The following is a 24,206-nucleotide window of genomic DNA, read 5'->3' on the forward strand; positions in this document are numbered from 1 at the left end:
CGACGACGCGTACCTCGCTGACCCTGGCCGGCTGACCCGTGTCAGATGATGCGGAAGACCGTGTCGCCGTCCGGCGGGACCGACTCCGCGTCGACCGCCGTGACCAGGGCGCCCGGCGGACCGCGGCGCAACCAGTCGAGCAGGGCATCCACGTCGGCCGGCGGTCCCTCCGCCTCGACGAGCACCGAGCCGTCCGGACGGTTGGTGGCGAAGCCGCCGAGCGCGAGCCGCTCGGCCGCGATCCGAGCGCTCCAGCGGTAGCCGACGCCCTGCACCCGGCCGCGAACTACCGCGCGCACGCGCGCTCTCGATCCGGATGCCGCGCCGTCGTCCATGCGAACAGGGTAGTCCCGGTCAGAAGCCCGTCGGCTCGGTCTCGAACTCCGGTTCGCGGGGCGGCGGCTCGTGGCGCAGCGGGCGTAGCGCCGTCGTCTGCTCGAACCAGAGCAGGGCGTCGTACCGACCGCCCATGGTCGTGGGAACGTAGTTCGCGAACTCCCGTTCCGGGTGGTACACGACACCGATGGCGCGGTGCCCCAGCCGGGCGGCGAGCCACGGCCGCTCCCGATCGTCGCCGAACATGAGCACGGCGGGCTCGCCGAGCGCCCGGTGCAGGAAGTCCTCGTGGCTGCCTGGCCGGGCATCCGGCACCGGCAGAACCCGCTCCGGCGCGCCCCACTCCGCCCCCGCCAGCACCGTGCCGCGGAAGGACGCCATGCCCACGAGAGCGACCCCCTCGCCCCCGTGCCGCTCGCGCAGCAACTGGCCGACGTTGACGAGCCCGCCCTGGGCCATGTCGGTGGCCCTGGCGTCTCCGACGTGGGTGTTGTGCTCCCAGACGATGCCCTTCGAGCCTTGACCGAGATGCCGGGCGATGCGATCGATCGTGTCGACCATGTGGATGTCGCGGACGTTCCAGGACTCGCGGTCGCCGCGCACCATGGTGCGGTAGTAGCGCTCGGCACCCGCGGCGACCTCGGCATTCTGTTCGGCGTCGAACGCGCTCTCGTCTCCCGCGCGGAGGGAGGCCTGCTCGCGCACCTCCGAGAGCAGGGCGACGACGTCGGCCTCGCAGGACTGCGGCACGAGCCGGGTGCTCCAGGCGTAGCGGTGCGGATCCTCCTGGTACGGCACGAAGCACTGCCAGGCCTGCATCGCGCTCTCGACCGCCTCCGGGGCATACTTCTCGAGCCAGACCATGATCTCGCCCAGGGAGTCCCAGAGCGAGTAGACGTCGAGGCCGTAGAAGCCCACCCTCTTGCTCTCCGGCCGGGCGGAGTTCCAGTCGCGCAGCCACTCGAGAAAGTCGACGACGTCTTCGTTGGCCCACAGCCAGGTCGGCCAGCGCTCGAACAGGCCGAGGAGTTGCCGCGCCCCGAGATCCTGGTCGCCCCGACCGCGCACCCACTGGTTGATGCGCCAGCAGTCCGGCCAATCGCCCTCGACCCCGATCCAGGTGTAGCCGTGCTCCTCGATCAGGCGACGGCTGAGGCGCGCACGCCAGTCGTAGAACTCATGGGTGCCGTGGGAGGCCTCGCCGATGCAGACGAACCTCGAGCTTCCCACACGGTTCACGAGGGGGCCGAGATCGCTGTCACTCACGAGTGGACGGGCCAGGTCGAGGATGTCGGCAACGATGTCGTGGCTCACGACGATGTGCCCGATGTCGCTCATGGGGCTGATCCCTTCGATTGCGTTTCGTCGTCAGACCGCAGGTGGGTGACGAACCAGTCGCGGGCGAGGATGGCCACCTCGGCGAGGGCGCCCGGCTCTTCGAAGAGGTGAGTGGCTCCCGCGACGACCGCCAGCCGGTTCTCACAGCGCAACTCGGCCTGCGCGCGCCGATTGAGGTCGAGCACTATGGTGTCCGCGCCGCCGACGATGAGGAGGGTCGGCGCGGTCACCGCCGGGAGGATGGGCCCCGCCAGCTCGGGCCGGCCGCCGCGTGACACGACCGCGGAGATGCGCTCACCCAGCTCGCCCGCCGCCCGCAGCGCCGCGCCGGCGCCCGTGCTCGCTCCGAAGTAGCCGATGGTGCACCCCGCGGTCTCCTGGCGTGCGGCAAGCCATTCCGTGACGGCGCCGAGTCGCCGGGCGAGTAGTTCGATGTTGAAGACGTTCGCCCGGTTCGCCTCCTCGCCCGGCGTGAGCAGGTCCAGCAGCAGCGTGCCGAGGCCGGCCTCGTAGAGCACGTCGGCGACGAAACGATTGCGCGGGCTGTGTCGGCTGCTGCCGCTGCCGTGGGCGAACACGACCACCGCCGTCGCGGGCTCCGGCAGGCGCAGGTGCCCCTCGACGGTCACGCCGTCGACCGGAATCACGACGTCGAGATCACTGTCGGCCGCCTCGGAGGCGAGGCCGGCCTGCATGCGCCGCGCCGCGGCATCCAGGAGCACGATCACCTCGTCATCGGTCGTCGGAGAGAAGTCTCGGTAGTGGTAGCCCACCGCGAGAAACTGGCTCGGGGCCGCCACGCAGACGACCTCATCCGCCTCGGTGAAGCCCTCGACGGTGTCTTTCGGCCCGACCGGCACCGCGAGCACGACCCTCGCCGCGCCGAGCCGCCTCGCGACCTGGCAGGCTGCCCGAGCGGTGGAGCCGGTGGCGATGCCGTCGTCGACGATGACTGCCGTGCGACCGGTGAGGTCGATGCGGTCGCGCCCGCGACGGAATCGCGCGCTGCGGTCCTCGAGGGTCGCGCGCTCGAGGCGCTCGACGTTCGCGAGGTCGGCGTCGCTCACCCGGGCCATCCTCAGCACCCGGGCGTCGAGCACCTTCACGCCGCCCTCGCCGATCGCTCCCATCGCCACCTCCGGCTGGAACGGCACCCCGAGCTTGCGCACGACGATGACGTCGAGCGGGGCGTGCAGCGCCTTCGCCACCTCGGCGGCCACGGGGACACCGCCGCGGGGAAGCCCCAGAATGACGATGTCGGTGCCTCTCAGCGGCTCGAGGCGCGCGGCGAGCTGCCGACCGGCGTCGATTCGGTTGTCGAACACGTCCATGGGTCTCTCCTAGGCGGGCAGCGCGTACCGCAGGATCGCGGCGACCGGCCCGCCTCCCGGCACCTCGGCGCCGCGCACCGCCAGCACCCGGGCGTCCGAGGCGAACGCCCGTCGCACGATCTCGTCCACCACGTCGTAGTTGGCGGCGTCGTCGGCGTCGCTGCGCGTGATGACGCCGCTGATCTCGTCGACGTAGCCGGGGATGCGCTCCTCGATGTCGACGAAGAGGGTGTCGATGGCCCTGGCGGTCGCGGCGACGGCCACGCGATCGAGGGTTCCGACGGCAAGCCCCCGGGATGTGCTCTCGTCGAACCGGGCGACCTGGGCGGCGAGCTCGGCGGCGTGCAACTCGTCCAGAATGGGCGTCGCGCTCGCGGCGAGCTCCTCGGCCGACCGTTCCTCCGGATTGCCGGCGATCGTCGATTCGGCGAGCCGCGGGGAGGAACAGACCGAGCGGAAGATGCTTGCGAGAGGTTCGGCGGCGGCGAGGATCAGCGGGCGATCCGACTCGGCGAGAACCGGCCTAAGTGCTCGGTCGATCGCCTGCGAGAACTCGCGCATGCGGACCTTGGGGTCTTCGGAGGTGCGCAGGTGGGCGAGCGTGTCACGGTCGTTGGTGAGGTCGAGGGCCAGGGTCGTCTCGAGGTCGGTGGGGAGGCCGGGCACCGCCAGTTCGGTGGCCGCGGACGAGGACGAGACGTCGATGAGCCGCACGGAGTTCTGTGAGAGCGCCAGGACCAGGGCGGAGTGCGAGAAGGTCACTGCGCGCAGGAGCGGAGTGATCGAGAACCGGTCGGAGACCTCGGTGAGTCCGGTGAGCCGGTTCGCGAGCCGGAAGGTGGTGAGTGTGCTGCCGTTCGCGAAGACCGCGAGGCTGTTCGACTGGCGGCGCCAGAAGTGCCGGTCGGTGAGGAGGCCATCGACCGCCGCGTTGATCGACTCGACGAGGTCGGCGCTCGTGCCGGCCGCCTCCAACTGCTGGACGGCCTCTCGCAGGCGGCTCTTGACCTCGATCCGAGCCTTGTCAGACTCCTGGGACTGCGGCACCGCCTCCGCGTAGATCGACACGCATCCTGGGGTGCGGATGTCGGCGAGTCTCGCCAGGTCCTCCACAGTCGGAAGGTCAACGTTGTGCATTCGCCCGTTCCTCTCCGCCGGGATGTCGTGATCGGTGAACCGGCTGGATTCCGAGCCTAGGAACTCCGTGCCGTCGCGACAGGGACGAAAGTCACGCGACCGGGCCGGTCGGCGCGTCGGGGCGCGGTATCGTCGTGAGAGCGACAGGGCATCCCTGATCCGCTGGACGACTTCGAGTGAGTGGGGCCGACACATGACCGAACCGGATGCCGCCACCGACGGTCTGGACGCCACGGCGCCGCGGCTCGCGCTCGCGGTGGGACGCCTCAATCGACGCCTGCTGCGGGCCACCGCCGGTCTCAGCCACGGAACCGTCTCGGCGCTGTCGAGCATCGTGCGCTTCGGGCCGCTCCGGCTGAGCGAACTCGCCCAGCGCGAGGGGATCGCCGCGCCCTCGATCACCCGAATCGTGGCAGACCTGGAGGCGCGCGGCCTCGTCGGTCGCGAGGTGGACGTGAGCGATCGCCGCGCCTTCTCGATCCAAGCGACGCCGGCGGGGGTCGACTACATCGTGCGCGCGCGGTCGGCGCGCGCCGAGCTCGTCACCGAGCTGCTCGGCACGCTCGACGCCGAGCAACTGGCGGCCGTCGAGGCGGCCCTGCCTGCCCTCGAGGCGATGGCGTTGCGCGGACTGGACGCGCCGATCCGTCCCCCCGCGCTCGGATAGCGCTGGCTACCGCGCGAGCAGTGCGGCCAGAGCCTCGAGCGGAGCCACCTGGCCCTTGACGACCAGGTCCCTGGCCTCGTGGATGGGCACCCAGCGCGCCCTGTCGATCTCCGGAAACCGCTGGATGCGCCCCGACCGCGGCGGCCACTCCAGCTCGAACAGGTTGCTGGCGATGTGGTCGGCGTCGAACTCCGCCTCACCGGCGAAGACGACGAGGATCTTGCGGGACGGTTGCGGAAACTCGCCAAGCGGCCGCCACTCCGCCTGCGGTGCCGGCCGTCCGGTCTCCTCCTCGAACTCGCGCAGGGCGGTGTCGAGGTCGTGCTCTCCGTCTTCGGCGATGCCCTTCGGGATCGACCACGCCGCGAGGTCCTTCTTCGCCCAGAATGGCCCTCCCATGTGCCCGATGAACACCTCGAGCGCGCCCGCGTCAGAGCGGCGATAGAGCAGAAGGCCGCAACTTCGCATGGTGGTCGAGGTCCCTCAGGACGGGTCGCCCGGAACGACACCGACGGGTGCGGTGCGCGGAGAGGCGACCCCGGCGAAGATCGTGCGGTCGAGGAACGCGTTGCGGAACTTGCCGTCCGGGTCGAGGGTGCGGGCGAGACGGCGGAAGTCGGGGAGCCGGGGGTAGAGCGAGTCGAGGCGAGTGGGTGTGGTCGCGAACAGCTTGCCCCAGTGCGGCCTGGCGTCGAACGGAGCGAGCGCCGCGTCGAGCTCGGGCAGCAGGTCGGCCACCGCGGGATCCTGTCGCCAGGTGAAGTGCAGTCCGAGAGAGTCGTGGCCGTAGCTGGGGCTCAGCCACAGCTCGTCGGCCGCCATCGTGCGCAACTCGCCCACGAAGAGCAGCGGCGCCAGGCGCGGACCGAGCCGTCTCATCGCCTCGATCGCCCCCGCGGCGTGGGCGCGTGGCACGAGGTATTCGCTCTGCAGTTCCTGGCCGTTGCTCGGGGTGAACTCGAGTTTGAAGTGAGCAAGCCGCTTCCACCACGGTCCGGCCACGCCACCCTGGTCGGTAGTCCACTCGCTCGGTCCGTCGGGCAGCGGATGACGCTGCCGCGTCGCCCGGGGCGCGCCGAACAGGTCGGCCCGGCTCGCGGCGGCGATGTCGGAGTCGACGCGGCTCTTGAGCCAGACCTGGCTCGCTCCGCCGTCGCCCCAGTCGGTGAAGGCGCTCACGCTGTACGCGCTCGCCGTGATCTGATCGAAGTTGGCGAGAAGCTGCGGCCAGGCCAGGTTCTCGAAGACGTCCTGGCGCATCTCGAAGTTGGGTTCGATGTCGAGGGACACGGAGGTGACCACTCCGAGGGCGCCGAGCGAGACGACGAGCCCGTCGAAGTCCGGGTCGCCGCGTCTCGACCGTCGGATCTCGCCGCTGGCCGTCACCATCTCGAGCGCCGCGACCGCCGTTCCGAGGCTCCCGTTGCGGTCGCCGGAGCCGTGGGTGCCCGTGGCGATCGCCCCGGCCACGGAGATGTGGGGGAGTGATGCGAGGTTGTGGATCGCCCAGCCCCGGCGGGCGAGCTCCTCCACGAACTCGCCGTACTTCGCGCCGGCGTTCACGGTGACCGTGCGCGCCGACTCGTCGATCACGACAGTGTGCGGCAGACCGGCGAGCGACACCTGCACTCCCGTCGTGTCGGCCACGTCGTTGAAGGAGTGCCGGCTGCCGAGCGCCTTCACCTTCTCGGCGCCGGCCACGAGATCCTGCAGCTCCTCGAGAGAGCCGGGGGTCGCGAGTTCGCGTGCGATGTATTCGTAGTTACCGGCCCAATTCGCTGAGATCATTGAGCCAGTCTAGGAACTGGACGGGTGGGAGGTGTGCGGTGGCCGGCTACTCCCCGACACGGCAGGCGCGCAAGCTCGGCCTCAAGGCCGGGATGCGGGTGTCGATTGTCGATGCGCCTCCCGGTTGGTCGTTCGACGGCGCGCCTCCCGTCGAGACGGTCGCCGACGGCGACCGGGCCGACCTCGTCCTCGTCTTCGTGCGGGCGGCAGCGGGCCTCGAGTCGAGGCTCCTCGAGCTGGGACGCCTCGTCCATCCGGCCGGCTCACTCTGGGTGGCGTGGCCGAGGAGGGCGGCGGGCCACACGAGCGACGTGACCGATGACCTCATCCGTGACTCGGTGCTGCCGCACGGCCTCGTCGACGTCAAGGTCGCGGCGATCGACGACGACTGGTCGGGTCTCAAGATCGTCTGGCGCCTCACCGAGCGCTGACCGGCTACTCGTCGGGGTGGTCGTGCTGCCCGACCGCCGGCGTTCGGCGGCGACGGATGCGCCGCACGAGCAGCAGCGCTAGGCCGCCGAGGAGCGCGGCCAGCACGAGCCAGGGCAACAGCACCCCGATCACCACGATCACCCCAGCGAAGAATCCGACGAGGGCGTTCCAACCGGCGACGAGTCCGCTGAGGAAGTCGTCTGGCACCTTCTTCGGGGCGGTGGCCGGCGATCCGAGGGTGAGGATGATCGTGGACAGGTCGACCTGGTCGACCAGGGAGCGCTTCTGTGCCTGCAGGCTCTCTAGGTTGGCCTGCCGCTCCGAGAGCGCCGATTCGATGGCGATGAGGTCGGCCGTGGTCGTGGCCTTGGCCATGAGCTGCAGGAGGCGGTCCACCGAGGCCTGAAGCGCGGTGATGCGGGCGTCCAGGTCCTGCGATTCGCTCGTCACATCCTGCTTGGTGATGGACACGCTCTGCAGAGTCCCGAGCCGCTCCAGTTGGTCGAGCACCGCCGTGAGCCTCGTCGAGGGGATGCGCAGGGTCAACTGGGCGCTGCCTCGATCGCCGTCGACCGGCGCGTGTTCGATGCGTCCGTCGACCCGTCCACCGGACGCTTCGACGATGGCCGCAGCGCGATCGGCGGCCGCGACCGGGCGTTCGACCGTGATGGAGACGTCGCCGTTGGTGATCACCTGGCGCCCGGTGCCGACCTCGGCCTTGCCGCCAGTCGAATCCTGGGTCGAGGGCTTCCCCTGCACCGCCGACGGCGCCTGAGCGCTCGAGGATGCCGCGCCGGAACTGCTGCTGCTCGTGTTCGACCCGGAGCATCCGGCCAGGCCGACCATGGCGAGCACGAGCACCGCGGGAATCAGAATTCGCCTCATGTCACCACGGTAGCCACGGACTCGTGCCACCACTACCCAACGTTCGACACGATTCGCACGTCCGCTGGTGGGGAGCGGGCCCGGAGCACGCTGGGAAAGCGGTGAGAGGAATCCCGCTCTCGAGTCTTCCGGGTCTACCGTGCTGGGCATCAGCGACATCCCGTTCGCGACAGGGACAAGAAGCAAGAAGGAGGAGTCATGGGAATGATCGACGACGCCAAGGACGCCGCGCAGGCGACAGGCAAGAAGGTCGGCGAGTGGGTCGACGACACCAAGGAGCGCGTGAGCGACAAGGCGGATGAGGTGCAGGCCGAGTCCGCGGTGAAGCGCGCCGAGGCGGAACGTGACGCCACCAAGGCCAAGAACGAGTACAAGGAGAACCTGCGCGACTAGTGCCAGAGGCCAGGCGCCCGGAGTCGGGACGGACGGACGGGGCGACCCGTCCGTCCGTTTTGCGTGTCCGAGCCGACCCCTAGGGTGGAAACATGAGAACTCGTACCCTGGGCCGCACCGGCCGTACCGTGTCCGTCATCGGTCTCGGCACCTGGCAGCTCGGCGCGGACTGGGGAGAGGTGAGCGCGGCGGATGCGCGGGCGGTTCTCGACGCCGCCGTCGCCGCCGGCGTCACCCTCTTCGACACCGCGGACGTCTACGGCGACGGTCGGAGCGAGCAGTTCATCGGCGCCTACCTGGCCGAGCACCCCGGCCACTCGATCACCGTCGCCACCAAGATGGGCAGGCGTGCGGCGCAGGATCCGGCCAACTTCACCCTCGCGAACTTCCGTGACTGGACCGACCGGTCGCGCGCGAACCTCGGCGTGGACACCATCGACCTGGTGCAACTGCACTGCCCGCCGGCCTCCGTGCTGTCGAGCGACGCCGTCTACGACGCGCTCGACACCCTCGTCGCCGACGGCGCGATCGCCCACTACGGGGTCAGCGTCGAGACCGCGGACGAGGCCCTCACCGCCATCGCGCGACCCGGTGTCGCGAGCGTGCAGATCATCCTCAATGCCTTCCGGCTCAAGCCGCTCGACGCGGTGCTGCCCGCGGCCATCGCGGCCGGCGTCGGGATCATCGCGAGGGTTCCGCTCGCGTCCGGTCTGCTCAGCGGCAGGTACACGGCGACGACGACCTTCGCCGCGAACGACCATCGAACCTACAACCGCGACGGCTCGGCGTTCGACGTGGGAGAGACCTTCTCCGGGGTCGACTTCGAGCAGGGTGTGATCGCCGCGCGCGAGTTCGCCGAGCTCGCCGCACGCACGCCGGCCGCGCAGGGGCTCAGCACCTCCCAGGTCGCGCTCGCCTGGGTCGCCCAGCTCGACGGGGTGTCGAGCGTGATCCCCGGCGCCCGGAACGTCGAGCAGGCGGAGAGCAATGCCGCGGCGGGCTCCGCCGCGGAACTCGGTGCCGAGTTCACCGCCGGCGTCACCGACATCTACGACCGCTACTTCCGCGAGGCCATCCACGGGCGATGGTGAGTCGGAAGGGGCTCGGCGGCGCCTTCTCCAACCTCTTCACCGCCAACCTCGCGTCGAGCCTCGGCGACGGCATCGCCCGCACCGCGGCGCCCCTGCTCGCGGCGCGGCTCACCCACGATCCGGTGCTCATCGCCGGGGTCGCGGCCCTCTCGCTGCTGCCCTGGCTGCTCTTCGCGATCCCCTCCGGCATCCTGATCGACCGGATCGACCGCCGCCGCGCCCTCGCCCTGGCGAACACGGTGCGCACGGTGCTCGCCGTGGCGCTCGCCGTGCTCGCGGGCACCGGCACGCTCACCATCTGGTGGCTGTACCTCGTGATCTTCGTCTACGGAACGTTCGAGACCCTCTACGACGGGGCCATCCGTGCCGTGGTGCCGAGCATCGTCGGACGGGCCGACCTGGCCCGGGCTAACTCGCGCATCGAGGCGGGCGAACTCGTCGTGCAGAACCTGCTCTCCGGACCGTTCACCTCCGCCCTCTTCGCCGTCTCGGTGCTCATCCCGCTCGGCACCAACGCCCTCGTCTTCGCCGTGGCCGTGGTTCTCGCGTTCCTCCTGCCGAAGGCGGCCTCCGGCCGGCAGTTCTCCGCGACGCACGACGAGCCGGCGGTGGCCTGGTATCGGCAGTTCGTGGACGGCTTCCGCTTCATCACCGCCAACCGGATGCTGTGCACCCTCTGGTTCTTCAGCACCTTCATCGGCATCTGCGTGTCGGCGGCCACCGCGAGTTTCGTGCTCTACCTGCTCGGTCCGCTCGGCCTCCCGGAGGCGCTCTACGGGGTGTTCCTGCTCACCGGCGCGGCGGGCGGGGTGCTCGGCGCTGCGCTCGCCTCGCGGCTGGGGTCGTGGCTCGGCGCGGGACTCGCGATGGCGATCGCGACGCTGCTCGACGCGCTCGCCCTGCTCTTCGCCGGAGTCGTGCCGGTGCTCTGGGCGGTCGGCCTCGGATTCTTCGTCTCGACCTTCGCGGTCACGGTGTGGAACATCCTCGTGATGTCGCTGCGGCAGAGCATCATCCCGGGCAGGCTTCTCGGGCGCGTCCACGGCACCTGGCGAACCCTGCTCTGGGGAAGCATGCCCGTCGGCTCGATCATCGGCGGCCTCATCGGGAGGGTGGATCTCGCGCTGCCGTTCACCATCGGCGGGGCGGCATCCGCGCTCGCCGCTGTCGTCTTCTTCCGCTTCCTGATGAGCCTGCCCAACCCCGAGAACGTGGACAACGGCGACCGGATCGAGGCCGCGCCGACCGAGGGGCTGCTTCTGGACTAGTGCTCGTCCGGGTTCATCCCGGTGCGGGTGCCCGTCTCGAGGGAGCCGATCGCCGCAAGGTCGTCTGCGTCGAGCTCGAAGTCGAACACGTCGATGTTCTGCCGAATGCGCTCAGCGGTCACCGACTTGGGGATCACCACGTTGCCGAGCTGCAGGTGCCAGCGGATCACGACCTGGGCCGCCGACTTGCCGTGCCGGGACGCGATCGCCTCGAGCACCGGATCGCCCACGAGCCGGCCGCGGGCGAGCGGCGACCACGCCTCGGTGAGGATTCCGTGCGCCGCGTCGTACTCGCGCACCGCACGCTGCGGGAGCCAGGGGTGCAGCTCCACCTGGTTGAGCACCGGCACCGTGTCCGTCTCGGCGAGCAGCCGGTCGATGTGATGCGGCGCGAAGTTGGAGACGCCGATCGAGCGGGCACGCCCGTCCCGGGCGATCGCCTCGAGGGCGCGCCAGGTGTCGACGTAGAGGTCCTTCGACGGCACGGGCCAGTGGATGAGGTAGAGGTCGACGTAGTCGAACCCGAGTGCGGCGAGGCTCACGTCGAAGGCGCGCAGGGTGGCGTCGTAGCCGTGGTCGTCATCCCACACCTTGGTGGTGACGAACACCTCTGCCCTCGGCACGCCGGAGGCTCGAACCCCGTCGCCGACCCCGCGCTCGTTGGCGTAGAGGGCGGCCGTGTCGACGTGGCGATAGCCGGCCTCGATCGCGGTCTGCACCACGCGTGCCGCCTCGGCATCCGGCACCTTGTACACGCCGAGCCCGAGTTGCGGGATGGTGTGGCCGTCAAGGAGGGGGAGGGAGGGGGATTCGGGGGTAGCCATCATTCCATTATTGGGGAATGCCCCCGGGGCGAACGCGGTCGACCGATCTGCCGCGTCGGGAATGCCGGGTGCCCGGGCTCGGTTCAGTACCGCGCTGAGACATTAACTACAGCGGGATTTCAACAACAGAACGTCAGAGGAGAAACCATGCCCAGGCTCATGATCGTCGTCGCGAGTGTTCGACCGGGGCGCATCGGGCTGCCGATCGCGGAGTGGGTGCGGAGTGCGGTGCAGGAGAAGGGCGGCTTCGAGATCGACTTCGCCGACCTCGCCGAGATCGGCTTGCCGTTCATGGACGAGCCGAACCACCCCCGGCTGCGGCAGTACACGCACGACCACACCATCCGCTGGAGCGAGCGAGTGGATGCCGCCGACGCGTTCATCTTCGTCACCCCGGAGTACAACCACAGTTTCTCGCCCGCGCTCAAGAACGCCCTCGACTACCTCTCCGCCGAGTGGTGGCGCAAGCCGGTCGGCTTCGTCAGCTACGGCGGCGTCTCGGCCGGCAGCCGCGGCGTGAACGCGATCGAGAACGTGATCGTGGGGCTGGGCCTCGTCAAGACGGGGGCCGCGGTGGAGATCACGTTCGCCGGCAAGCAGGTGCAGGACGGGAGTTTCGTGAGCACCGAGCGCCAGGACGAGATTCTCGCGGGCGTCATGGCCGAGCTGGCGGTCCTCGCCGGGGCGCTCATCCCCCTGAGGTAGCGAGGCGCCGGGCTCGCGCCCCCCCGCCGCCCCCGCCCCGTGCCGTGCCGTGCCGCGTGACTGTGCCCGTTCGTCGTGGTTGTGCCTGTTCGCCCGGGCCCAGTGATGTCGAACGGGCACTTTCACGGAATGGGCATGGGACGGGGTGGGGGTGGTGCGGACGAGACGGGACGGGGTGGGGACGCGGACGCGCGGGTCGGCCTCAGCTCGGCTGGACCGGAACGGGTTCGGTGTCTGGGATCGGGCTCGCATCCCGACCGCGCAGGTCGGGGTGAGCCCGGCGGAACAGCATCGGCACGAGGCACCCGAGACCGGCGAGCGACACGGCGACCCAGAAGGCGCCGGGCGCCTCGTAACGGTCGATCAGGAAGCCGGCGGCCGCGGAGCCGAGGGCGGCACCGATGAGCTGGCCGGTGCCCACCCAGCCGTACGCCTCCGCGGTCTCGCTGAACCTCACGCTGGACGAGACGATCGCGAACATGACCGCGAGGGCCGGAGCGATTCCGATGCCGGCGATGAGCAGCGTCACGGCGAGCCACCACACGTTGAGGGAGAACGCGGCGAGGGACATCCCGACGAAGACGATGAAGATCCGCCTCGCCATGGCCCACGGTCCGATCGGGATGTGGCCGAGCGCGAGTCCGCCGATGAGCGAGCCGAGCGAGAAGATCGCCAGCACCAGGCCGGACTGGGGACTCTTCTCGCCGAACGCCGAGACCACCCCGGCCTCGATCGCGGCGCACGCGCCGATGAGGAGGAAGCCGGTGACCGTCGCGAGAAGCACGGCGGGCTTCTTGAGCACGACGCCGAGGCTGCGGCGACTGCGCGGGATGCGCACCCGGCCGACCTCCGGGGAGGCGATGAACCAGATTCCGCCGCCGATCATGAAGAGCAGGGCGAGCAGGATCGCCGCCACCGTGCTGACCTGGGTGGCCACGAAGGTCGTGAGCACCGGGCCGGCGACCCAGATGATCTCCTGGGCGGACGCGTCGAGGGAGAAGAGGGGGGTCAGCTGCCGCGAGTTGACCATCTTGGGATAGATGGTGCGCACCGCGGGCTGGATGGGCGGCGTGCTCAGCCCGCCGAGTAGCCCGAGGGCCATGTAGACCGGCACGGGAAGGGTGGGGGCGAGCGCGATGGTGCCGACCGTCGCCGCGCACACCGCGAGGGTGAGCACCAGCACCCGGCGCATTCCCCAGATGCCCATCCAGCGGCTCGTCAGGGGGCCGGAGATGGCCTGGCCGATGCTCGTGGCGGCGAGAACGAGGCCCGCCGCCCCATAGGAGTGGTGCAGCCGCTCGATGTGCAGGAGATAGGCCAGCGAGAGCATTCCGTTGGGGAGCCTGGCAACGAGCTGGGCCGACATGAGCCGCGCGACACCGTGTGTCTTCAGAAGGCTCAAATAGGTGCTCACAAGGCTGCAAGCCTATCGTTCCGGGCGGTATTCCCGGGCGAGTCGGGCGGCGCTCCCGCGTGGCTCGGAGGCGCACCGGATCCGTCCACAGGCTGTGCACAACTCGGCGAACTTATCCACAGTTGTGGATGACACGCCCACTACATGTGGGGTTACCGGAATGTCGGAGGCCCGCTATATAGTGGTGGAACTGCGGGAGAGCAACTCCTGGATCGCCCACTCGGCGCGGCCCAGCCTGATGCGCATCGCAGTCGATTCCGGGACCAGCCGGAGATCATTCGGGGCAAGAAACCGCCGGTCGGGGTGGGTTTCAGTAGACGCGTTTAAACAACGCAAAGGGAGCAGAAGTGGGCATCACCGTAGTCAAGCGCAACGGGCAGCGCGAGCAGTATGACGCCAACAAGATCAACCTGGCGATCGAGCACGCGAGTGCCGGGCTGGACGACAACATCACCTGGGTGACCCAGATCGCGAGCGAGCTCGAGCTCACGCTCTTCGACGGCATCACCACCCAGCAGTTGGATGAGGCCGTGATCCAGGTCGCGCTTCAGAACGTGAAGGACGACCCGGCCTTCGACACGGTGGCCGCCCGGCTCCTGCTCAAGACCATCTACAAGCGCGTGCTCGGCGACTACGAGACGGCCACGGAGCTCAAAGAGCTCCACCGCGCGCACTTCGCCGCCAACGTCACGCGAGGCGTCGACGAGCAGCTGCTCGACCCCCGCCTCACCCAGCTCTTCGACTTCGACGCGCTGGCCGACGCGCTCGAGCCGGCCCACGACGAACTGCTCAAGTACATCGGCGTCGTCACGCTCAACAACCGCTACGGCATCAAGGGACGCAACGGAGACGCGCTCGAGGTGCCGCAGTACTTCTGGATGCGCATCGCCATGGGCCTCTCGCTCAACGAGGCGAACCCCACCGAGCACGCCATCAAGTTCTACGAGAAGATGTCGCGGCTCGAGTACCTGGCCGCCGGCTCCACCCTCGTCAACGCCGGAACGATCTACCCCCAGCTCGCCAACTGCTTCGTCATGGAGATGCAGGACGACATGGAGCACATCGCGAAGACGACCCGCGACGTGATGTGGCTCACCAAGGGCACCGGCGGAATCGGCCTCTCGGTGACCAAGCTCCGCGCGCAGGGCTCGCCCATCCGCTCCAACAACACCACCTCCACCGGCCCGATCCCGTTCATGCACACGATCGACTCGATCCTGCGCGCGGTGAGCCGCGGCGGCAAGAAGTTCGGCGCCCTCTGCTTCTACATGGAGAACTGGCACCTCGACTTCCCCGAGTTCCTCGACCTGCGGCAGAACTCCGGTGACCCGTACCGCCGCACCCGCACCGCCAACACCGCGGTCTGGATCAGCGACGAGTTCATGAAGCGCGTGCAGAACGACGACGACTGGTATCTCTTCGACCCGCTCGAGGTGCAGGATCTCAACGAGCTCTACGGCAAGGAGTTCTCGGCGAAGTACAACGAGTACGTTGCCAAGGCCGAGGCCGGCGAGATGCGCCTGTTCAAGAAGATCACCGCCCGCGAGCAGTTCAAGTCGATCCTCATCTCGCTGCAGACCACCAGCCACCCGTGGCTGTGCTGGAAAGACACGATCAACAACCGCGCGCTCAACAACAACACCGGCACCATCCACCTCTCCAACCTCTGCACCGAGATCACCCTCCCGCAGGACGAGGACAACGTCTCGGTCTGCAACCTCGCGTCGATCAACCTGTCCCGTCATTTGGATGACGCCGGCAAGCTGGACTTCAGCAAGATCGAGGAGAGCGCCCGCCTCGCCGTGCGCCAGCTCGACAACCTGATCGACATCACCCGCTCGTCGGTGAAGGAGGCCGACTTCTCCAACGCGCAGAACCGCGCGGTCGGCCTCGGCGTGATGGGCTTCACCGACGTCGTCGAGAGGCTCGGCTTCAGCTACGAAAGCGAAGAGTCGTACGACCTGATCGACGAGATCATGGAGCACGTCTCCTACGCCGCCATCGACGAGAGCGCGAACCTCGCCGTCGAGCGCGGCGCCTACCCGAACTTCGCGGGCTCGCGCTGGTCGGAGGGCCTCGTGCCGCTCGACTCGATCGCGCTCACCGAGGCGGACCGGGGCATCGAGATCAAGGTCAACCGAAAGACGCGGCTGGACTGGGACGCGCTGCGCCTGAAGGTCAAGGGCGGGATGCGCAACGCGACGCTCATGGCGATCGCGCCCACCGCCTCCATCGGCCTCGTCGCCGGCACCACCCCGGGACTCGACCCGCAGTTCTCGCAGATCTTCAGCCGCGCGACCTCCAACGGCAAGTTCCTCGAGGTGAACCGCAACCTCGTGAACGATCTGCAGGAGCTCGGCATCTGGGACTCGACCCGCGAGGCGATCCTGCGCAGCCAGGGCGACATCCAGGGAATCGCGGCCATCCCGGACCACGTGAAGGCCACCTACAAGACGAGCTTCCAGCTCTCGCCGTACGCCTTCCTCGAGGTGGCCGCGCGCGCCCAGAAGTGGATCGACCAGTCGATCAGCCGCAACATGTACCTCGAGACGCGTGATCTCGGCGACATGATGGACATCTACATGTCGGCGTGGGAACGCGGCGTGAAGACCACCTACTACCTGCACATGAAGCCACGCCACACCGCGGAGCAGTCGACCGTGAAGGTGAACAAGTCCGAGGACATCGGATCGGGAGCCCGCAAGGGCTTCGGCGCGGCCACCGCCACCGAGTTGGTCGAGACGGCGGCGGCTCCCGCGGCGGCACCGCGCAAGGGTTTCGGCTTCGGTGGGCTCGCTCCCAAGTCGGGGGAGTAGAACATGAACGAGAACGCCGCAACCGCGACGCGCGACGCAGCACCGTTCGAATACCACGTACCGGTCGACCCGATGGACGACCTCCAGTGCGACAGCTGCCAGTAGAAAGCGAATGCCAATAATGGGAATTCTCGGAACCGGCCTCCAGGAGGGGCTGCTGCTCAAACCGATCCGGTACCAGTGGGCGATGGACCTGTACGACCAGGCCGTGGCCAACACCTGGTTCCCCAACGAGATCCAGCTCGGCGAGGACATCGCCGACTTCAAGAAGATGACCGACGAGGAACGCCATGCCGTGACGTTCCTCATGAGCTACTTCAACCCGAACGAGCTGCTCGTGAACAAGGCGCTCGCCTTCGGCGTCTACCCCTACATCAACGCGGCGGAGTGCAGCCTGTACCTCGCCAAGCAGATGTGGGAAGAGGCCAACCACTGCATGTCGTTCGAGTACGTGCTGGAGACCTTCCCGATCGACCGCGAGGCCGCGTACAACTCCCACGTCGACATCCCGTCGATGGCGAAGAAGGAGGAGTTCGAGGTCAAGTTCATCAAGCGGATGACCGAGCAGACTCTCGACATCACGACGACCGAGGGCAAGAAGGACTTCGTGCGCAACCTCGTCGCGTACAACGTGATCCTCGAGGGCATCTGGTTCTACTCGGGCTTCATGGTGGCGCTGAGCTTCCGCCAGCGCAACCTCCTGCGCAACTTCGGTTCGCTCATGGACTGGGTGGTGCGTGACGAGAGCCTGCACCTCAAGTTCGGCATCAACCTCATCCTCACGGTGCTCGAGGAGAACCCCGACCTGCAGACGGAGGAGTTCGCCGCCGAGATCAAGCAGATGATCCTGGATGCCGTGGAGATGGAAGAGGAGTACAACCGCGACCTGCTGCCGGGCGGCATCCTCGGCCTCAACGCCAACTACATCAACCAGTACGTGAAGTACCTGGCCGACCGCCGGCTCGAGGAGCTCGGCTTCGAGGCCGAGTACAACGTCTCGAACCCGGCCAAGTGGATGGCGGCGGCGAACGACACGCTGCAGCTGGTCAACTTCTTCGAGTCGACGAACACCTCGTACGAGTCGAACGCGAAGGCGACGGTCGGCACGAAGTAGCAGTACCGAATTCGAGAAGCGGATGCCCGTCCCTCGGCATCCGCTTCTCGCGTTAACGGCCTGCCGATTCGCTCGCGAAGCGTACCCCGAGTCAAGGTGTAGGCTCCGAGAACAGTCGAGGCAAGGGCGCCGGGACCGTTGGATCTGACCCGAGGACACGAGACGCATGGCCACAGCGATTAACTCAGATCGCCGCGATCACGGCCGAGCCTTGTGGGTCGCATCCGGCCGACCGCGCTGTCGTTCCCACGGGCCTCACACCAGGAGAAAAGGGTAGAACAATGCGAATCAAATACGCGATTCCCGTGCTCGCCGTCGTCACCGCGCTTGCGCTCAGCGGCTGCGTGAACAACGAGGCCGCGACCGGTCCCTCCGGTTCGAGCGGCGTCACCGTGGCCAAGGACGCCGCCGCCGCCGCGCTGCTCCCAGACAAGATCGCCAAGGCCGGCAAGCTCATCATCGGCATCGACCCCACCTACGCGCCCAACGAGTACAAGGACGCGAACGGGAAGCCGATCGGCTGGGAGGTGGAGCTCATGGATGCCGTGGGCGGCAAGCTCGGCGTGAAGACCGACTACCGCGTCGCCAAGTTCGACAGCATCATCCCGAGCATCACGGGGGGCAAGTACAACCTCGGCCTCTCGTCCTTCACCGATAACACGGCACGGGAGAAGGTTGTCGACTTCGTCAACTACTACACCGCGGGCATCCAGTGGGCGTCGGCGACGGGAAAGACCGTCGACCCGGACAACGCCTGCGGCCTCAAGGTGGCCGTGCAGGCGACGACCTACGAGGACACCGACGAGGTTCCGGCCAAGTCGAAGACGTGCACGGATGCCGGCAAGCCCGCCATCCAGGCCGTGAAGTTCGACACCCAGGACCAGGCGACGAACGCCGTCGCGCTCGGCCAGGCCGACGCGATGAGCGCCGACTCGCCCGTCACCCTCTACGCCGTCGCGCAGCTCAAGGGCAAGCTCCAGCTCGCCGGCAAGAGCTTCGAGGTGGCGCCATACGGAGTGGCCGTCAACAAGGGCGACAAGCTCGCCAAGGCGCTGCAGAAGGCGTTCCAGTCGATCGTCGACGACGGCACCTACAAGAAGATCCTCGATAAGTGGGGTGTCGCGGATGGCGGCATCGACACGATCACGATCAATGCGGCCGCAAACGGCTGACCTCGCAAACGGCTGAAGAGATGAGCGCAGAAACCCGAAGTGGGTCGGTGGCGGGGTCCGCCCCGCCACCGACCGACGACGACGGCACCGCGATCAGGGCGGTGAAGCTGCGGCATCCGATCCGCAACATCTTCGCCGTCATCATCCTGCTCTTCGCCGCGGCCTTCGTCTACGACGCGGCGCTGCGGCCGGCCTACAACTGGCCGGCCGTCGCCAAGTACATCTTCGACCGCCGCATCTCGGAGGCGGCCGTCATCACCCTCGAGCTGACCGTGTATTCGATGCTCATCGGCGTGGCGCTCGGTGTCGTGCTCGCCGTGATGCGGCTCTCGCCGAATCCGGTGTTCAAGAGCCTGTCCTGGTTCTATCTCTGGGTGTTCCGGGGAACCCCGGTGTACGTGCAGCTCACCTTCTGGGGGCTGCTGTCGGTGATCTACCCCACGATCGACATCGGGCTCCCGTTCCTGAATCCGTTCATCACCCTGCCGACGGGCGATGTGCTCAACGTGTTCCAGCTCGCCGTGATCGGACTGGCCCTCAACGAGGCGGCCTACATCGCGGAGATCGTGCGCGCCGGAATCCTCTCGGTGGACCACGGCCAGGAGGAGGCGGCGACGGCGCTCGGCATGAGCTGGTTCCAGACCATGTCGCGGGTGATCATCCCCCAGTCGATGCGCGTGATCATCCCTCCGGTGGGCAACGAGGTGATCTCGATGCTCAAGACGACCTCGCTCGTGACCGCCGTGCCGTTCAGCTTCGAGCTCTTCACGCGCTCGCGCGACATCTCCGCCGAGACCTTCACCCCCATTCCGCTCTTCCTCGTGGCGTCCATCTGGTACCTCGCGTTCACCTCGATCCTCATGATCGGCCAGTACTTCCTCGAGAAGCGGTTCGCCCGGGGAATCGGTGTCGCACAACCGGAGAAGAAGGTCACGGTGGCGACCGGAGCCGTGCCGGTCGTCGGCGACGAGGGCGATGACGACCAGAAATCCGGCGGCGTTCACTCCGGGGGCACACCATGACCGACACGCTGATGGTCGAGGCGGACCGCGTCTCGAAGAGCTTCGGCTCCAACAAGGTGCTCAAGAGCATCTCCCTCACGGTGAAGCGGGGCGAGGTGATGTGCCTCGTGGGCCCGAGCGGCTCCGGCAAGTCGACCTTCCTGCGCTGCATCAACCACCTGGAGAGCGTGGATGCCGGCCGCCTCCGAGTGGACGGCGAACTCGTCGGCTACCGCGAAAAGGGACACATCCTGCACGAGCTGAAGCCGCGGGAGGCGGCCCTCCAGCGGCGTGACATCGGAATGGTGTTCCAGCGGTTCAACCTCTTCCCGCACATGACGGCCCTCGAGAACATCATCGAGGCGCCGCTGCGGGTCAAGCGGATGCCCAAGGCGAAGGCCATCGAGCGCGGCATGGACCTGCTCGCCCAGGTCGGCCTCGCCGACAAGGCCGATTCGTACCCCGCGCACCTGAGCGGCGGCCAGCAGCAGCGGGTGGCGATCGCGCGGGCTCTCGCCATGGACCCCAAGCTCATGCTCTTCGACGAGCCGACGTCGGCCCTCGACCCCGAGCTCGTCGGCGAGGTGCTCGACGTGATGAAGCAGCTCGCCAAGGAGGGCATGACCATGATCGTGGTGACCCACGAGATGGGCTTCGCGCGCGAGGTGGCTGATTCGCTCGTCTTCATGGATGGCGGGGTCGTCGTCGAGTCGGGCGACCCTCGCGAGGTGCTCGCGAACCCCAAGCACGAGCGCACGAAGTCGTTCCTCTCGAAGGTGCTCTAGACCCTCTCGAAGCTTCTCTGGCCCGTCTCGAAGGTGCTCGGTCCGCCGAGGATTGTGCCGCCGCACAAGCGCGCGGAGAGTTGGCGGGGCGGGCGACTGCGGGTTTGCTGTGCGAGCCCTGCTCGGGTTGACCCCCGGATGTGCCGTGGCGTAGCGTCTCGAATATCATCGCCGTCGGGCGATCTACCAGTCAATGGTGACAGGAGAATCATGACCCACCCGAGCTACTCCACCATTTCCGTGGCGGCCATCCTCAAGGAGTCCGCCGAGCGGCACCCGGACAACGTCGCGGTGGTCGTCGGCGGCACGGAATACACCTACGCCCAGCTCTGGCGGGAGACCCGTGGTTATGCCGGCGCCCTCAAGGCGCTCGGCGTGGGGGTCGGCGACCCGGTGGCCATCCTCATCCCGAACGTCGCCGACTTTCCGCGGGCGTACTACGGCATCCTGAGCCTCGGCGGCATCGTCGTGCCGATCCACGCCCTGCTCAAGGCCGACGAGATCGAGTACGTGCTGCGAGACTCCGGCGCCACCCTCCTCATCTGTGCCGCCCCCCTGCTCGGCGAGGGCGCCAAGGGCGCTGCCCAGGCCGGGGTGCCGGTGATCTCGGTGCTCGCGCCGGAACCGGTGGGGGACATCCCCCAGCTCGAGAAGCTGGCCGCCGGGGCCGTGCCGATCGACACCTACGTGCCTCGCCAGCCGTCGGACACCGCGACGATCCTCTACACGAGCGGCACCACGGGCAAGCCGAAGGGCGCAGAGGGCAGCCACTTCGCGATAGTCGAGCAGGCGAACACCCTCCTGCTCAGCACCTTCGATATGCGGCCGGACGACACCGTCATGGGCTGTCTTCCGCTCTTCCACACCTTCGGCCAGACCTGCACCCTCAACACCGGGTTCCGCATCGGCGCGAAGATCGTGCTGCTACCGCGCTTCGATGGAGACATCGCGCTGCGCACCCTCATCGACAGCGAGTGCACGATCATGATGGGCGTGCCCACGATGTACATCGCGCTGCTCGAGGCAGCCAAGAAGACGCCGGACCGGCCGAAGCTGCGCTACGCGGTCTCCGGCGGCTCCTCGTTGCCCCTCGCCGTGATCGAGCGGTTCAAGGCCGAATTCGGGGTGGATATCTACGAGGGCTACGGCCTGACCGAGACCTCTCCGGTCGCGAGCTTCAACCACGTGGGCCGGCCGCCGCGCGCGGGCAGCATCGGACAGGCGATCTGGGGCGTGGACGTGGAGATCGCGCGAGCCGACGTGGACGACTCGATCGAACTCCTGCCGGTCGACGAACTCGGGGAGATCGTGATCCGCGGCCACAACCTCATGAGCGGCTACCTCAACCTGCCCGAGGAGTCGGCGAAGGCCGTGGTCGACGGCTGGTTCCGCACGGGAGACCTGGGCACGAAGGACGAGGCGGGCTACCTCTGGATCGTCGACCGCAAGAAGGACATGATCCTGCGCAACGGCTACAACGTCTACCCGCGGGAGGTGGAGGAGGTGCTGACCGCGCATCCCGCGGTCTCCACCGCCGCCGTGTTCGGCGTCGCCCACGAGACGCACGGGCAGGAGATCATGGCCGTGGTCGTGCTCACCCCCGGCGAGCAGGTGGACGCCGAGACCCTCGCGGCCCACGCCAAGGAGAAGCTCGCGTCGTACAAGTACCCGCGTCGGGTGGAGATCGTCAAGGCCCTGCCGCTCGGCCCGAGCGGAAAGGTGCTCAAGCGCGAGCTCGTGGCCCACTACGAGGCCGAGGCGGCCGAGGCGATCGAGGTGCAGGCCAAGGGCGTCACGTCGCCGTAGGGGCCGTCACACGAGGCAACACTGACCCGAACCCGCTGTCGCTCGATTAGCGTCGAGCAGGTGACCAAGCTAAACGTCGTTGCCGTGACCGGCAGCCTGCACGCGCCGTCGAAGACCATCGCCCTCGTCGAGGCGATCCTCGCCGAGCTCGGCGCGCAGCTGCCGATCGACGCCCACCTGATCAAGCTCAACGAGCTCGGGCCGTCGTTCGCCGGCGTGCTCACGAGGCCGGAGCTGCCGGAGAACGTGGAGCGGGAGCTGCAGCGGATCGAGACTGCGGACCTCCTCGTCGTCGCGTCGCCGGTCTACCGGGCCTCGTTCACCGGGCTGTTCAAGCACCTCTTCGACTTCGTGGACCAGTACGCCCTCGTCGACACCCCGATCCTGCTCGCGGCGACCGGGGGATCCGAGCGGCACGCCCTCATCATCGAGCACCAGTTCCGCCCGCTGTTCTCGTTCTTCCAGGCGCTCACGCTGCCGCTGGGGATCTACGCGCACGACTCGGACTTCAGCGACTACACCGTGAGCAGCACGTTCCTCAAGGACCGCATCCGCAAGGTCGTCGAACGCTCGCTGCCGCTGATCAGCTCCAACTTCGCCGAGAAGCAGGACATCGCCAAGGTGCTCGACGGCCGGGTGGTGCGCGAACCGGAGGCGACCGCCGCCAACGTGCCGATCCGCCTGCTCAGCTGAGTTCCGAGCCCTCTACCGGGCGGTCAGATCCGCTCGATGATCGTCGCGTTCGCCATGCCGGCGCCCTCGCACATCGTCTGCAGGCCGAACCGGCCGCCGGTCTGCTCGAGCGTGTTCACCAGGGTGGTGAGCAGGCGGGTTCCCGAGGCCCCGAGCGGATGCCCGAGCGCGATCGCCCCGCCGCGCTGGTTCACCCGTGCCGGGTCGGCACCGGTCTCGTGCTGCCAGGCGAGCGGGACGCAGGCGAACGCCTCGTTCACCTCGAAGCTGTCGAAGTCGTCGATCGCCATGCCGCTGCGCTCGAGGATGCGCCGGGTCACCGGCATCACCCCGGTGAGCATCTCGATCGGATCGGAGCCGGTCACGGCGAAGTGACGGAACCGGGCCCTCGGGGTGAGTCCGAGCGATGCCGCCCGCTCCTCGCTCATGATCAGTGCCGCCGAGGCCCCGTCGGTGAGCGGCGACGAGTTGCCGGGCGTCACCCGCCACTGGATATCGGGGAAACGGGCAGCGGTCGCCTCGTCGAAGAACGCGGGCTTCAGGCCGCCGAGGCTCTCGGCGGTGGTGGACGGCCGGATGGTCTCGTCCACGAGCGGGGTGTCGCCCACCGGCACGATCTCGCGGGAGAAGTCGGCGGCGGCGGCGAGCCGGTGCGATCGGGCCGAGAACTCGTCGAGCTGCTCGCGCGAGAGGTCCCAGCGCGCGGCGATGAGTTCGGCGGAGACGCCCTGGCCGACGAGGCCGTCCGGATACCTGGCGTGCACCATCGGCCCCCACGGGTCCTCGCCGAGGGTGGCGAAGTTGATGGGGTTGCGGCTCATCTGCTCCACCCCGCAGGCGATCACGATGTCGTAGGCACCCGCGATCACGCCCTGGGCGGCGAAGGCGGCCGCCTGCTGGCTGGAGCCGCACTGCCGGTCCACGGTCGTGCCGGGCACCGACTCCGGGAAGCCCGCCGCCAGCACGGCGTTGCGGGTGATGTTGACCGATTGCTGGCCGACCTGGCTGAGGCAGCCGCCGATCACGTCGTCGACCATGCCCGGGTCGAGGTCGTTGCGCTCCACGAGGCTGTACAGCACGGTGGCGAGCAGATCGACCGGGTGCAGGCCGGAGAGCTGCCCCCCGGGCTTGCCCCGGCCGGAGGCGGAGCGGACAACGTCGACGATGACTGCCTGTGACATGAATCGAGCCTAACCCCGTCGCGCCGGGA

The 24,206-nt window shown here is 68.4% G+C and carries 23 protein-coding genes; 13 read left to right on the top strand and 10 right to left on the bottom strand.

Annotated elements, in window-relative coordinates; all coding sequences use genetic code 11:
* Positions 1 to 41 precede the first annotated feature (41 nt).
* From FVP33_RS05260 to FVP33_RS05275, 4 genes are read right to left on the bottom strand one after another with little or no spacing between them, the layout of a single operon-like run.
* Positions 42 to 335, bottom strand: a complete 294-nt coding sequence (locus FVP33_RS05260) for an acylphosphatase (RefSeq protein ID WP_147782591.1) — start codon at positions 333 to 335, stop codon at positions 42 to 44.
* 19 nt (positions 336 to 354) lie between these two features.
* Positions 355 to 1,674, bottom strand: coding sequence for an erythromycin esterase family protein (locus FVP33_RS05265; protein WP_147782592.1), 1,320 nt, complete (start codon positions 1,672 to 1,674; stop codon positions 355 to 357).
* Positions 1,671 to 3,005, bottom strand: a complete 1,335-nt coding sequence (locus FVP33_RS05270; protein WP_147782593.1) for a phosphoribosyltransferase — start codon at positions 3,003 to 3,005, stop codon at positions 1,671 to 1,673. The genes FVP33_RS05265 and FVP33_RS05270 overlap by 4 nt, the downstream gene beginning before the upstream one ends.
* 9 nt (positions 3,006 to 3,014) lie before the next feature.
* Positions 3,015 to 4,142, bottom strand: a complete 1,128-nt coding sequence (locus FVP33_RS05275) for a baeRF11 domain-containing protein (protein ID WP_147782594.1) — start codon at positions 4,140 to 4,142, stop codon at positions 3,015 to 3,017.
* Positions 4,143 to 4,335: 193 nt separating this feature from the next.
* Here FVP33_RS05275 and FVP33_RS05280 point away from each other — a divergent pair, with 193 nt between their 5' ends.
* Positions 4,336 to 4,809 (top strand): MarR family winged helix-turn-helix transcriptional regulator, encoded by a 474-nt coding sequence (locus tag FVP33_RS05280; RefSeq protein ID WP_147782595.1) that lies wholly within the window; start codon positions 4,336 to 4,338, stop codon positions 4,807 to 4,809.
* Between the two features lie 6 nt (positions 4,810 to 4,815).
* Here the strand turns inward: FVP33_RS05280 and FVP33_RS05285 are convergent, their stop codons facing one another.
* Both FVP33_RS05285 and FVP33_RS05290 read right to left on the bottom strand, forming a co-directional pair.
* Positions 4,816 to 5,277, bottom strand: coding sequence for an NUDIX hydrolase (locus FVP33_RS05285; RefSeq protein WP_147782596.1), 462 nt, complete (start codon positions 5,275 to 5,277; stop codon positions 4,816 to 4,818).
* Positions 5,278 to 5,292: 15 nt separating this feature from the next.
* Complete coding sequence (locus FVP33_RS05290; RefSeq protein WP_147782597.1) at positions 5,293 to 6,597, bottom strand: FAD-binding protein; 1,305 nt, start codon at positions 6,595 to 6,597, stop codon at positions 5,293 to 5,295.
* A gap of 38 nt (positions 6,598 to 6,635) precedes the next feature.
* Between FVP33_RS05290 and FVP33_RS05295 the strand changes: the two genes are divergently transcribed.
* The gene (locus FVP33_RS05295) at positions 6,636 to 7,028 is read left to right on the top strand and encodes a DUF3052 domain-containing protein (RefSeq protein ID WP_222706633.1); all 393 of its coding nucleotides are present in this window, start codon (positions 6,636 to 6,638) and stop codon (positions 7,026 to 7,028) included.
* 4 nt (positions 7,029 to 7,032) lie between these two features.
* On the opposite strand, the gene FVP33_RS05300 is transcribed toward FVP33_RS05295, so the two are convergent.
* Complete coding sequence (locus tag FVP33_RS05300; protein ID WP_187270583.1) at positions 7,033 to 7,914, bottom strand: DUF4349 domain-containing protein; 882 nt, start codon at positions 7,912 to 7,914, stop codon at positions 7,033 to 7,035.
* Between the two features lie 198 nt (positions 7,915 to 8,112).
* Between FVP33_RS05300 and FVP33_RS05305 the strand changes: the two genes are divergently transcribed.
* From FVP33_RS05305 to FVP33_RS05315, 3 genes are all read left to right on the top strand, one after another.
* On the top strand, positions 8,113 to 8,307 hold the full coding sequence (locus tag FVP33_RS05305; protein ID WP_147782599.1) for a hypothetical protein: 195 nt from the start codon (positions 8,113 to 8,115) through the stop codon (positions 8,305 to 8,307).
* A gap of 92 nt (positions 8,308 to 8,399) precedes the next feature.
* A complete protein-coding gene (locus FVP33_RS05310; RefSeq protein WP_147782600.1) occupies positions 8,400 to 9,398 on the top strand; it encodes an aldo/keto reductase in 999 nt (332 codons plus the stop codon).
* The gene (locus FVP33_RS05315; protein WP_147782601.1) at positions 9,392 to 10,666 is read left to right on the top strand and encodes an MFS transporter; all 1,275 of its coding nucleotides are present in this window, start codon (positions 9,392 to 9,394) and stop codon (positions 10,664 to 10,666) included. The genes FVP33_RS05310 and FVP33_RS05315 overlap by 7 nt, the downstream gene beginning before the upstream one ends.
* Here the strand turns inward: FVP33_RS05315 and FVP33_RS05320 are convergent.
* Positions 10,663 to 11,493 carry an aldo/keto reductase gene (locus FVP33_RS05320; protein WP_147782602.1) on the bottom strand — a complete coding sequence of 277 codons (831 nt, stop codon included), beginning with the start codon at positions 11,491 to 11,493 and terminating at the stop codon, positions 10,663 to 10,665. The two genes, FVP33_RS05315 and FVP33_RS05320, sit on opposite strands and share 4 nt — an antisense overlap.
* Positions 11,494 to 11,637: 144 nt before the next feature.
* Between FVP33_RS05320 and FVP33_RS05325 the strand changes: the two genes are divergently transcribed.
* On the top strand, positions 11,638 to 12,195 hold the full coding sequence (locus FVP33_RS05325) for an NADPH-dependent FMN reductase (RefSeq protein WP_147782603.1): 558 nt from the start codon (positions 11,638 to 11,640) through the stop codon (positions 12,193 to 12,195).
* A gap of 202 nt (positions 12,196 to 12,397) precedes the next feature.
* Here the strand turns inward: FVP33_RS05325 and FVP33_RS05330 are convergent, their stop codons facing one another.
* Positions 12,398 to 13,609 carry an MFS transporter gene (locus tag FVP33_RS05330; RefSeq protein ID WP_147782604.1) on the bottom strand — a complete coding sequence of 404 codons (1,212 nt, stop codon included), beginning with the start codon at positions 13,607 to 13,609 and terminating at the stop codon, positions 12,398 to 12,400.
* A 347-nt stretch (positions 13,610 to 13,956) separates the two neighbouring features.
* Here FVP33_RS05330 and FVP33_RS05335 point away from each other — a divergent pair, with 347 nt between their 5' ends.
* The 7 genes from FVP33_RS05335 to msuE all read left to right on the top strand — a co-directional run bounded on the left by FVP33_RS05335 (position 13,957) and on the right by msuE (position 22,996).
* Positions 13,957 to 16,425: a ribonucleoside-diphosphate reductase subunit alpha gene (locus tag FVP33_RS05335; protein ID WP_147782605.1), complete on the top strand. Its 2,469-nt coding sequence runs from the start codon at positions 13,957 to 13,959 to the stop codon at positions 16,423 to 16,425.
* Positions 16,426 to 16,546: 121 nt separating this feature from the next.
* A complete protein-coding gene (locus FVP33_RS05340; protein WP_147782606.1) occupies positions 16,547 to 17,539 on the top strand; it encodes a ribonucleotide-diphosphate reductase subunit beta in 993 nt (330 codons plus the stop codon).
* A 281-nt stretch (positions 17,540 to 17,820) separates the two neighbouring features.
* Positions 17,821 to 18,711 (top strand): ABC transporter substrate-binding protein, encoded by an 891-nt coding sequence (locus FVP33_RS05345; protein WP_147782607.1) that lies wholly within the window; start codon positions 17,821 to 17,823, stop codon positions 18,709 to 18,711.
* Between the two features lie 20 nt (positions 18,712 to 18,731).
* A complete protein-coding gene (locus tag FVP33_RS05350) occupies positions 18,732 to 19,733 on the top strand; it encodes an amino acid ABC transporter permease (protein ID WP_147782608.1) in 1,002 nt (333 codons plus the stop codon).
* Positions 19,730 to 20,497: an amino acid ABC transporter ATP-binding protein gene (locus FVP33_RS05355; protein ID WP_147782609.1), complete on the top strand. Its 768-nt coding sequence runs from the start codon at positions 19,730 to 19,732 to the stop codon at positions 20,495 to 20,497. Before FVP33_RS05350 ends, FVP33_RS05355 begins: the two co-directional genes overlap by 4 nt.
* Before the next feature lie 210 nt (positions 20,498 to 20,707).
* Positions 20,708 to 22,303, top strand: coding sequence for a long-chain-fatty-acid--CoA ligase (locus tag FVP33_RS05360; RefSeq protein WP_147782610.1), 1,596 nt, complete (start codon positions 20,708 to 20,710; stop codon positions 22,301 to 22,303).
* A gap of 60 nt (positions 22,304 to 22,363) precedes the next feature.
* Positions 22,364 to 22,996, top strand: a complete 633-nt coding sequence (gene msuE / locus FVP33_RS05365; RefSeq protein ID WP_147782611.1) for an FMN reductase — start codon at positions 22,364 to 22,366, stop codon at positions 22,994 to 22,996.
* A gap of 23 nt (positions 22,997 to 23,019) precedes the next feature.
* Here msuE and FVP33_RS05370 read toward each other — a convergent pair whose 3' ends face one another.
* Positions 23,020 to 24,177 (bottom strand): thiolase family protein, encoded by a 1,158-nt coding sequence (locus tag FVP33_RS05370; protein ID WP_147782612.1) that lies wholly within the window; start codon positions 24,175 to 24,177, stop codon positions 23,020 to 23,022.
* Between the last annotated feature and the right edge of the window lie 29 nt (positions 24,178 to 24,206).

It is taken from the genome of Lacisediminihabitans profunda, from assembly GCF_008040105.1.
GTDB classification, from domain to species: Bacteria; Actinomycetota; Actinomycetes; order Actinomycetales; family Microbacteriaceae; genus Lacisediminihabitans; species Lacisediminihabitans profunda.

Coding starts and splice junctions, on each gene's coding strand:
- FVP33_RS05355 (WP_147782609.1), top strand. CDS start 19,730: ATGACCGACACGCTGATGGTCGAGGCGGACCGCGTCTCGAAGAGCTTC.
- FVP33_RS05360 (WP_147782610.1), top strand. CDS start 20,708: ATGACCCACCCGAGCTACTCCACCATTTCCGTGGCGGCCATCCTCAAG.
- FVP33_RS05340 (WP_147782606.1), top strand. CDS start 16,547: ATGGGAATTCTCGGAACCGGCCTCCAGGAGGGGCTGCTGCTCAAACCG.
- FVP33_RS05305 (WP_147782599.1), top strand. CDS start 8,113: ATGGGAATGATCGACGACGCCAAGGACGCCGCGCAGGCGACAGGCAAG.
- FVP33_RS05350 (WP_147782608.1), top strand. CDS start 18,732: ATGAGCGCAGAAACCCGAAGTGGGTCGGTGGCGGGGTCCGCCCCGCCA.
- FVP33_RS05280 (WP_147782595.1), top strand. CDS start 4,336: ATGACCGAACCGGATGCCGCCACCGACGGTCTGGACGCCACGGCGCCG.
- FVP33_RS05325 (WP_147782603.1), top strand. CDS start 11,638: ATGCCCAGGCTCATGATCGTCGTCGCGAGTGTTCGACCGGGGCGCATC.
- FVP33_RS05320 (WP_147782602.1), bottom strand. CDS start 11,493: ATGATGGCTACCCCCGAATCCCCCTCCCTCCCCCTCCTTGACGGCCAC.
- FVP33_RS05370 (WP_147782612.1), bottom strand. CDS start 24,177: ATGTCACAGGCAGTCATCGTCGACGTTGTCCGCTCCGCCTCCGGCCGG.
- FVP33_RS05275 (WP_147782594.1), bottom strand. CDS start 4,142: ATGCACAACGTTGACCTTCCGACTGTGGAGGACCTGGCGAGACTCGCC.
- FVP33_RS05300 (WP_187270583.1), bottom strand. CDS start 7,914: ATGAGGCGAATTCTGATTCCCGCGGTGCTCGTGCTCGCCATGGTCGGC.
- FVP33_RS05310 (WP_147782600.1), top strand. CDS start 8,400: ATGAGAACTCGTACCCTGGGCCGCACCGGCCGTACCGTGTCCGTCATC.
- FVP33_RS05315 (WP_147782601.1), top strand. CDS start 9,392: ATGGTGAGTCGGAAGGGGCTCGGCGGCGCCTTCTCCAACCTCTTCACC.
- FVP33_RS05270 (WP_147782593.1), bottom strand. CDS start 3,005: ATGGACGTGTTCGACAACCGAATCGACGCCGGTCGGCAGCTCGCCGCG.
- FVP33_RS05345 (WP_147782607.1), top strand. CDS start 17,821: ATGCGAATCAAATACGCGATTCCCGTGCTCGCCGTCGTCACCGCGCTT.
- FVP33_RS05285 (WP_147782596.1), bottom strand. CDS start 5,277: ATGCGAAGTTGCGGCCTTCTGCTCTATCGCCGCTCTGACGCGGGCGCG.
- FVP33_RS05260 (WP_147782591.1), bottom strand. CDS start 335: ATGGACGACGGCGCGGCATCCGGATCGAGAGCGCGCGTGCGCGCGGTA.
- FVP33_RS05265 (WP_147782592.1), bottom strand. CDS start 1,674: ATGAGCGACATCGGGCACATCGTCGTGAGCCACGACATCGTTGCCGAC.
- FVP33_RS05290 (WP_147782597.1), bottom strand. CDS start 6,597: ATGATCTCAGCGAATTGGGCCGGTAACTACGAATACATCGCACGCGAA.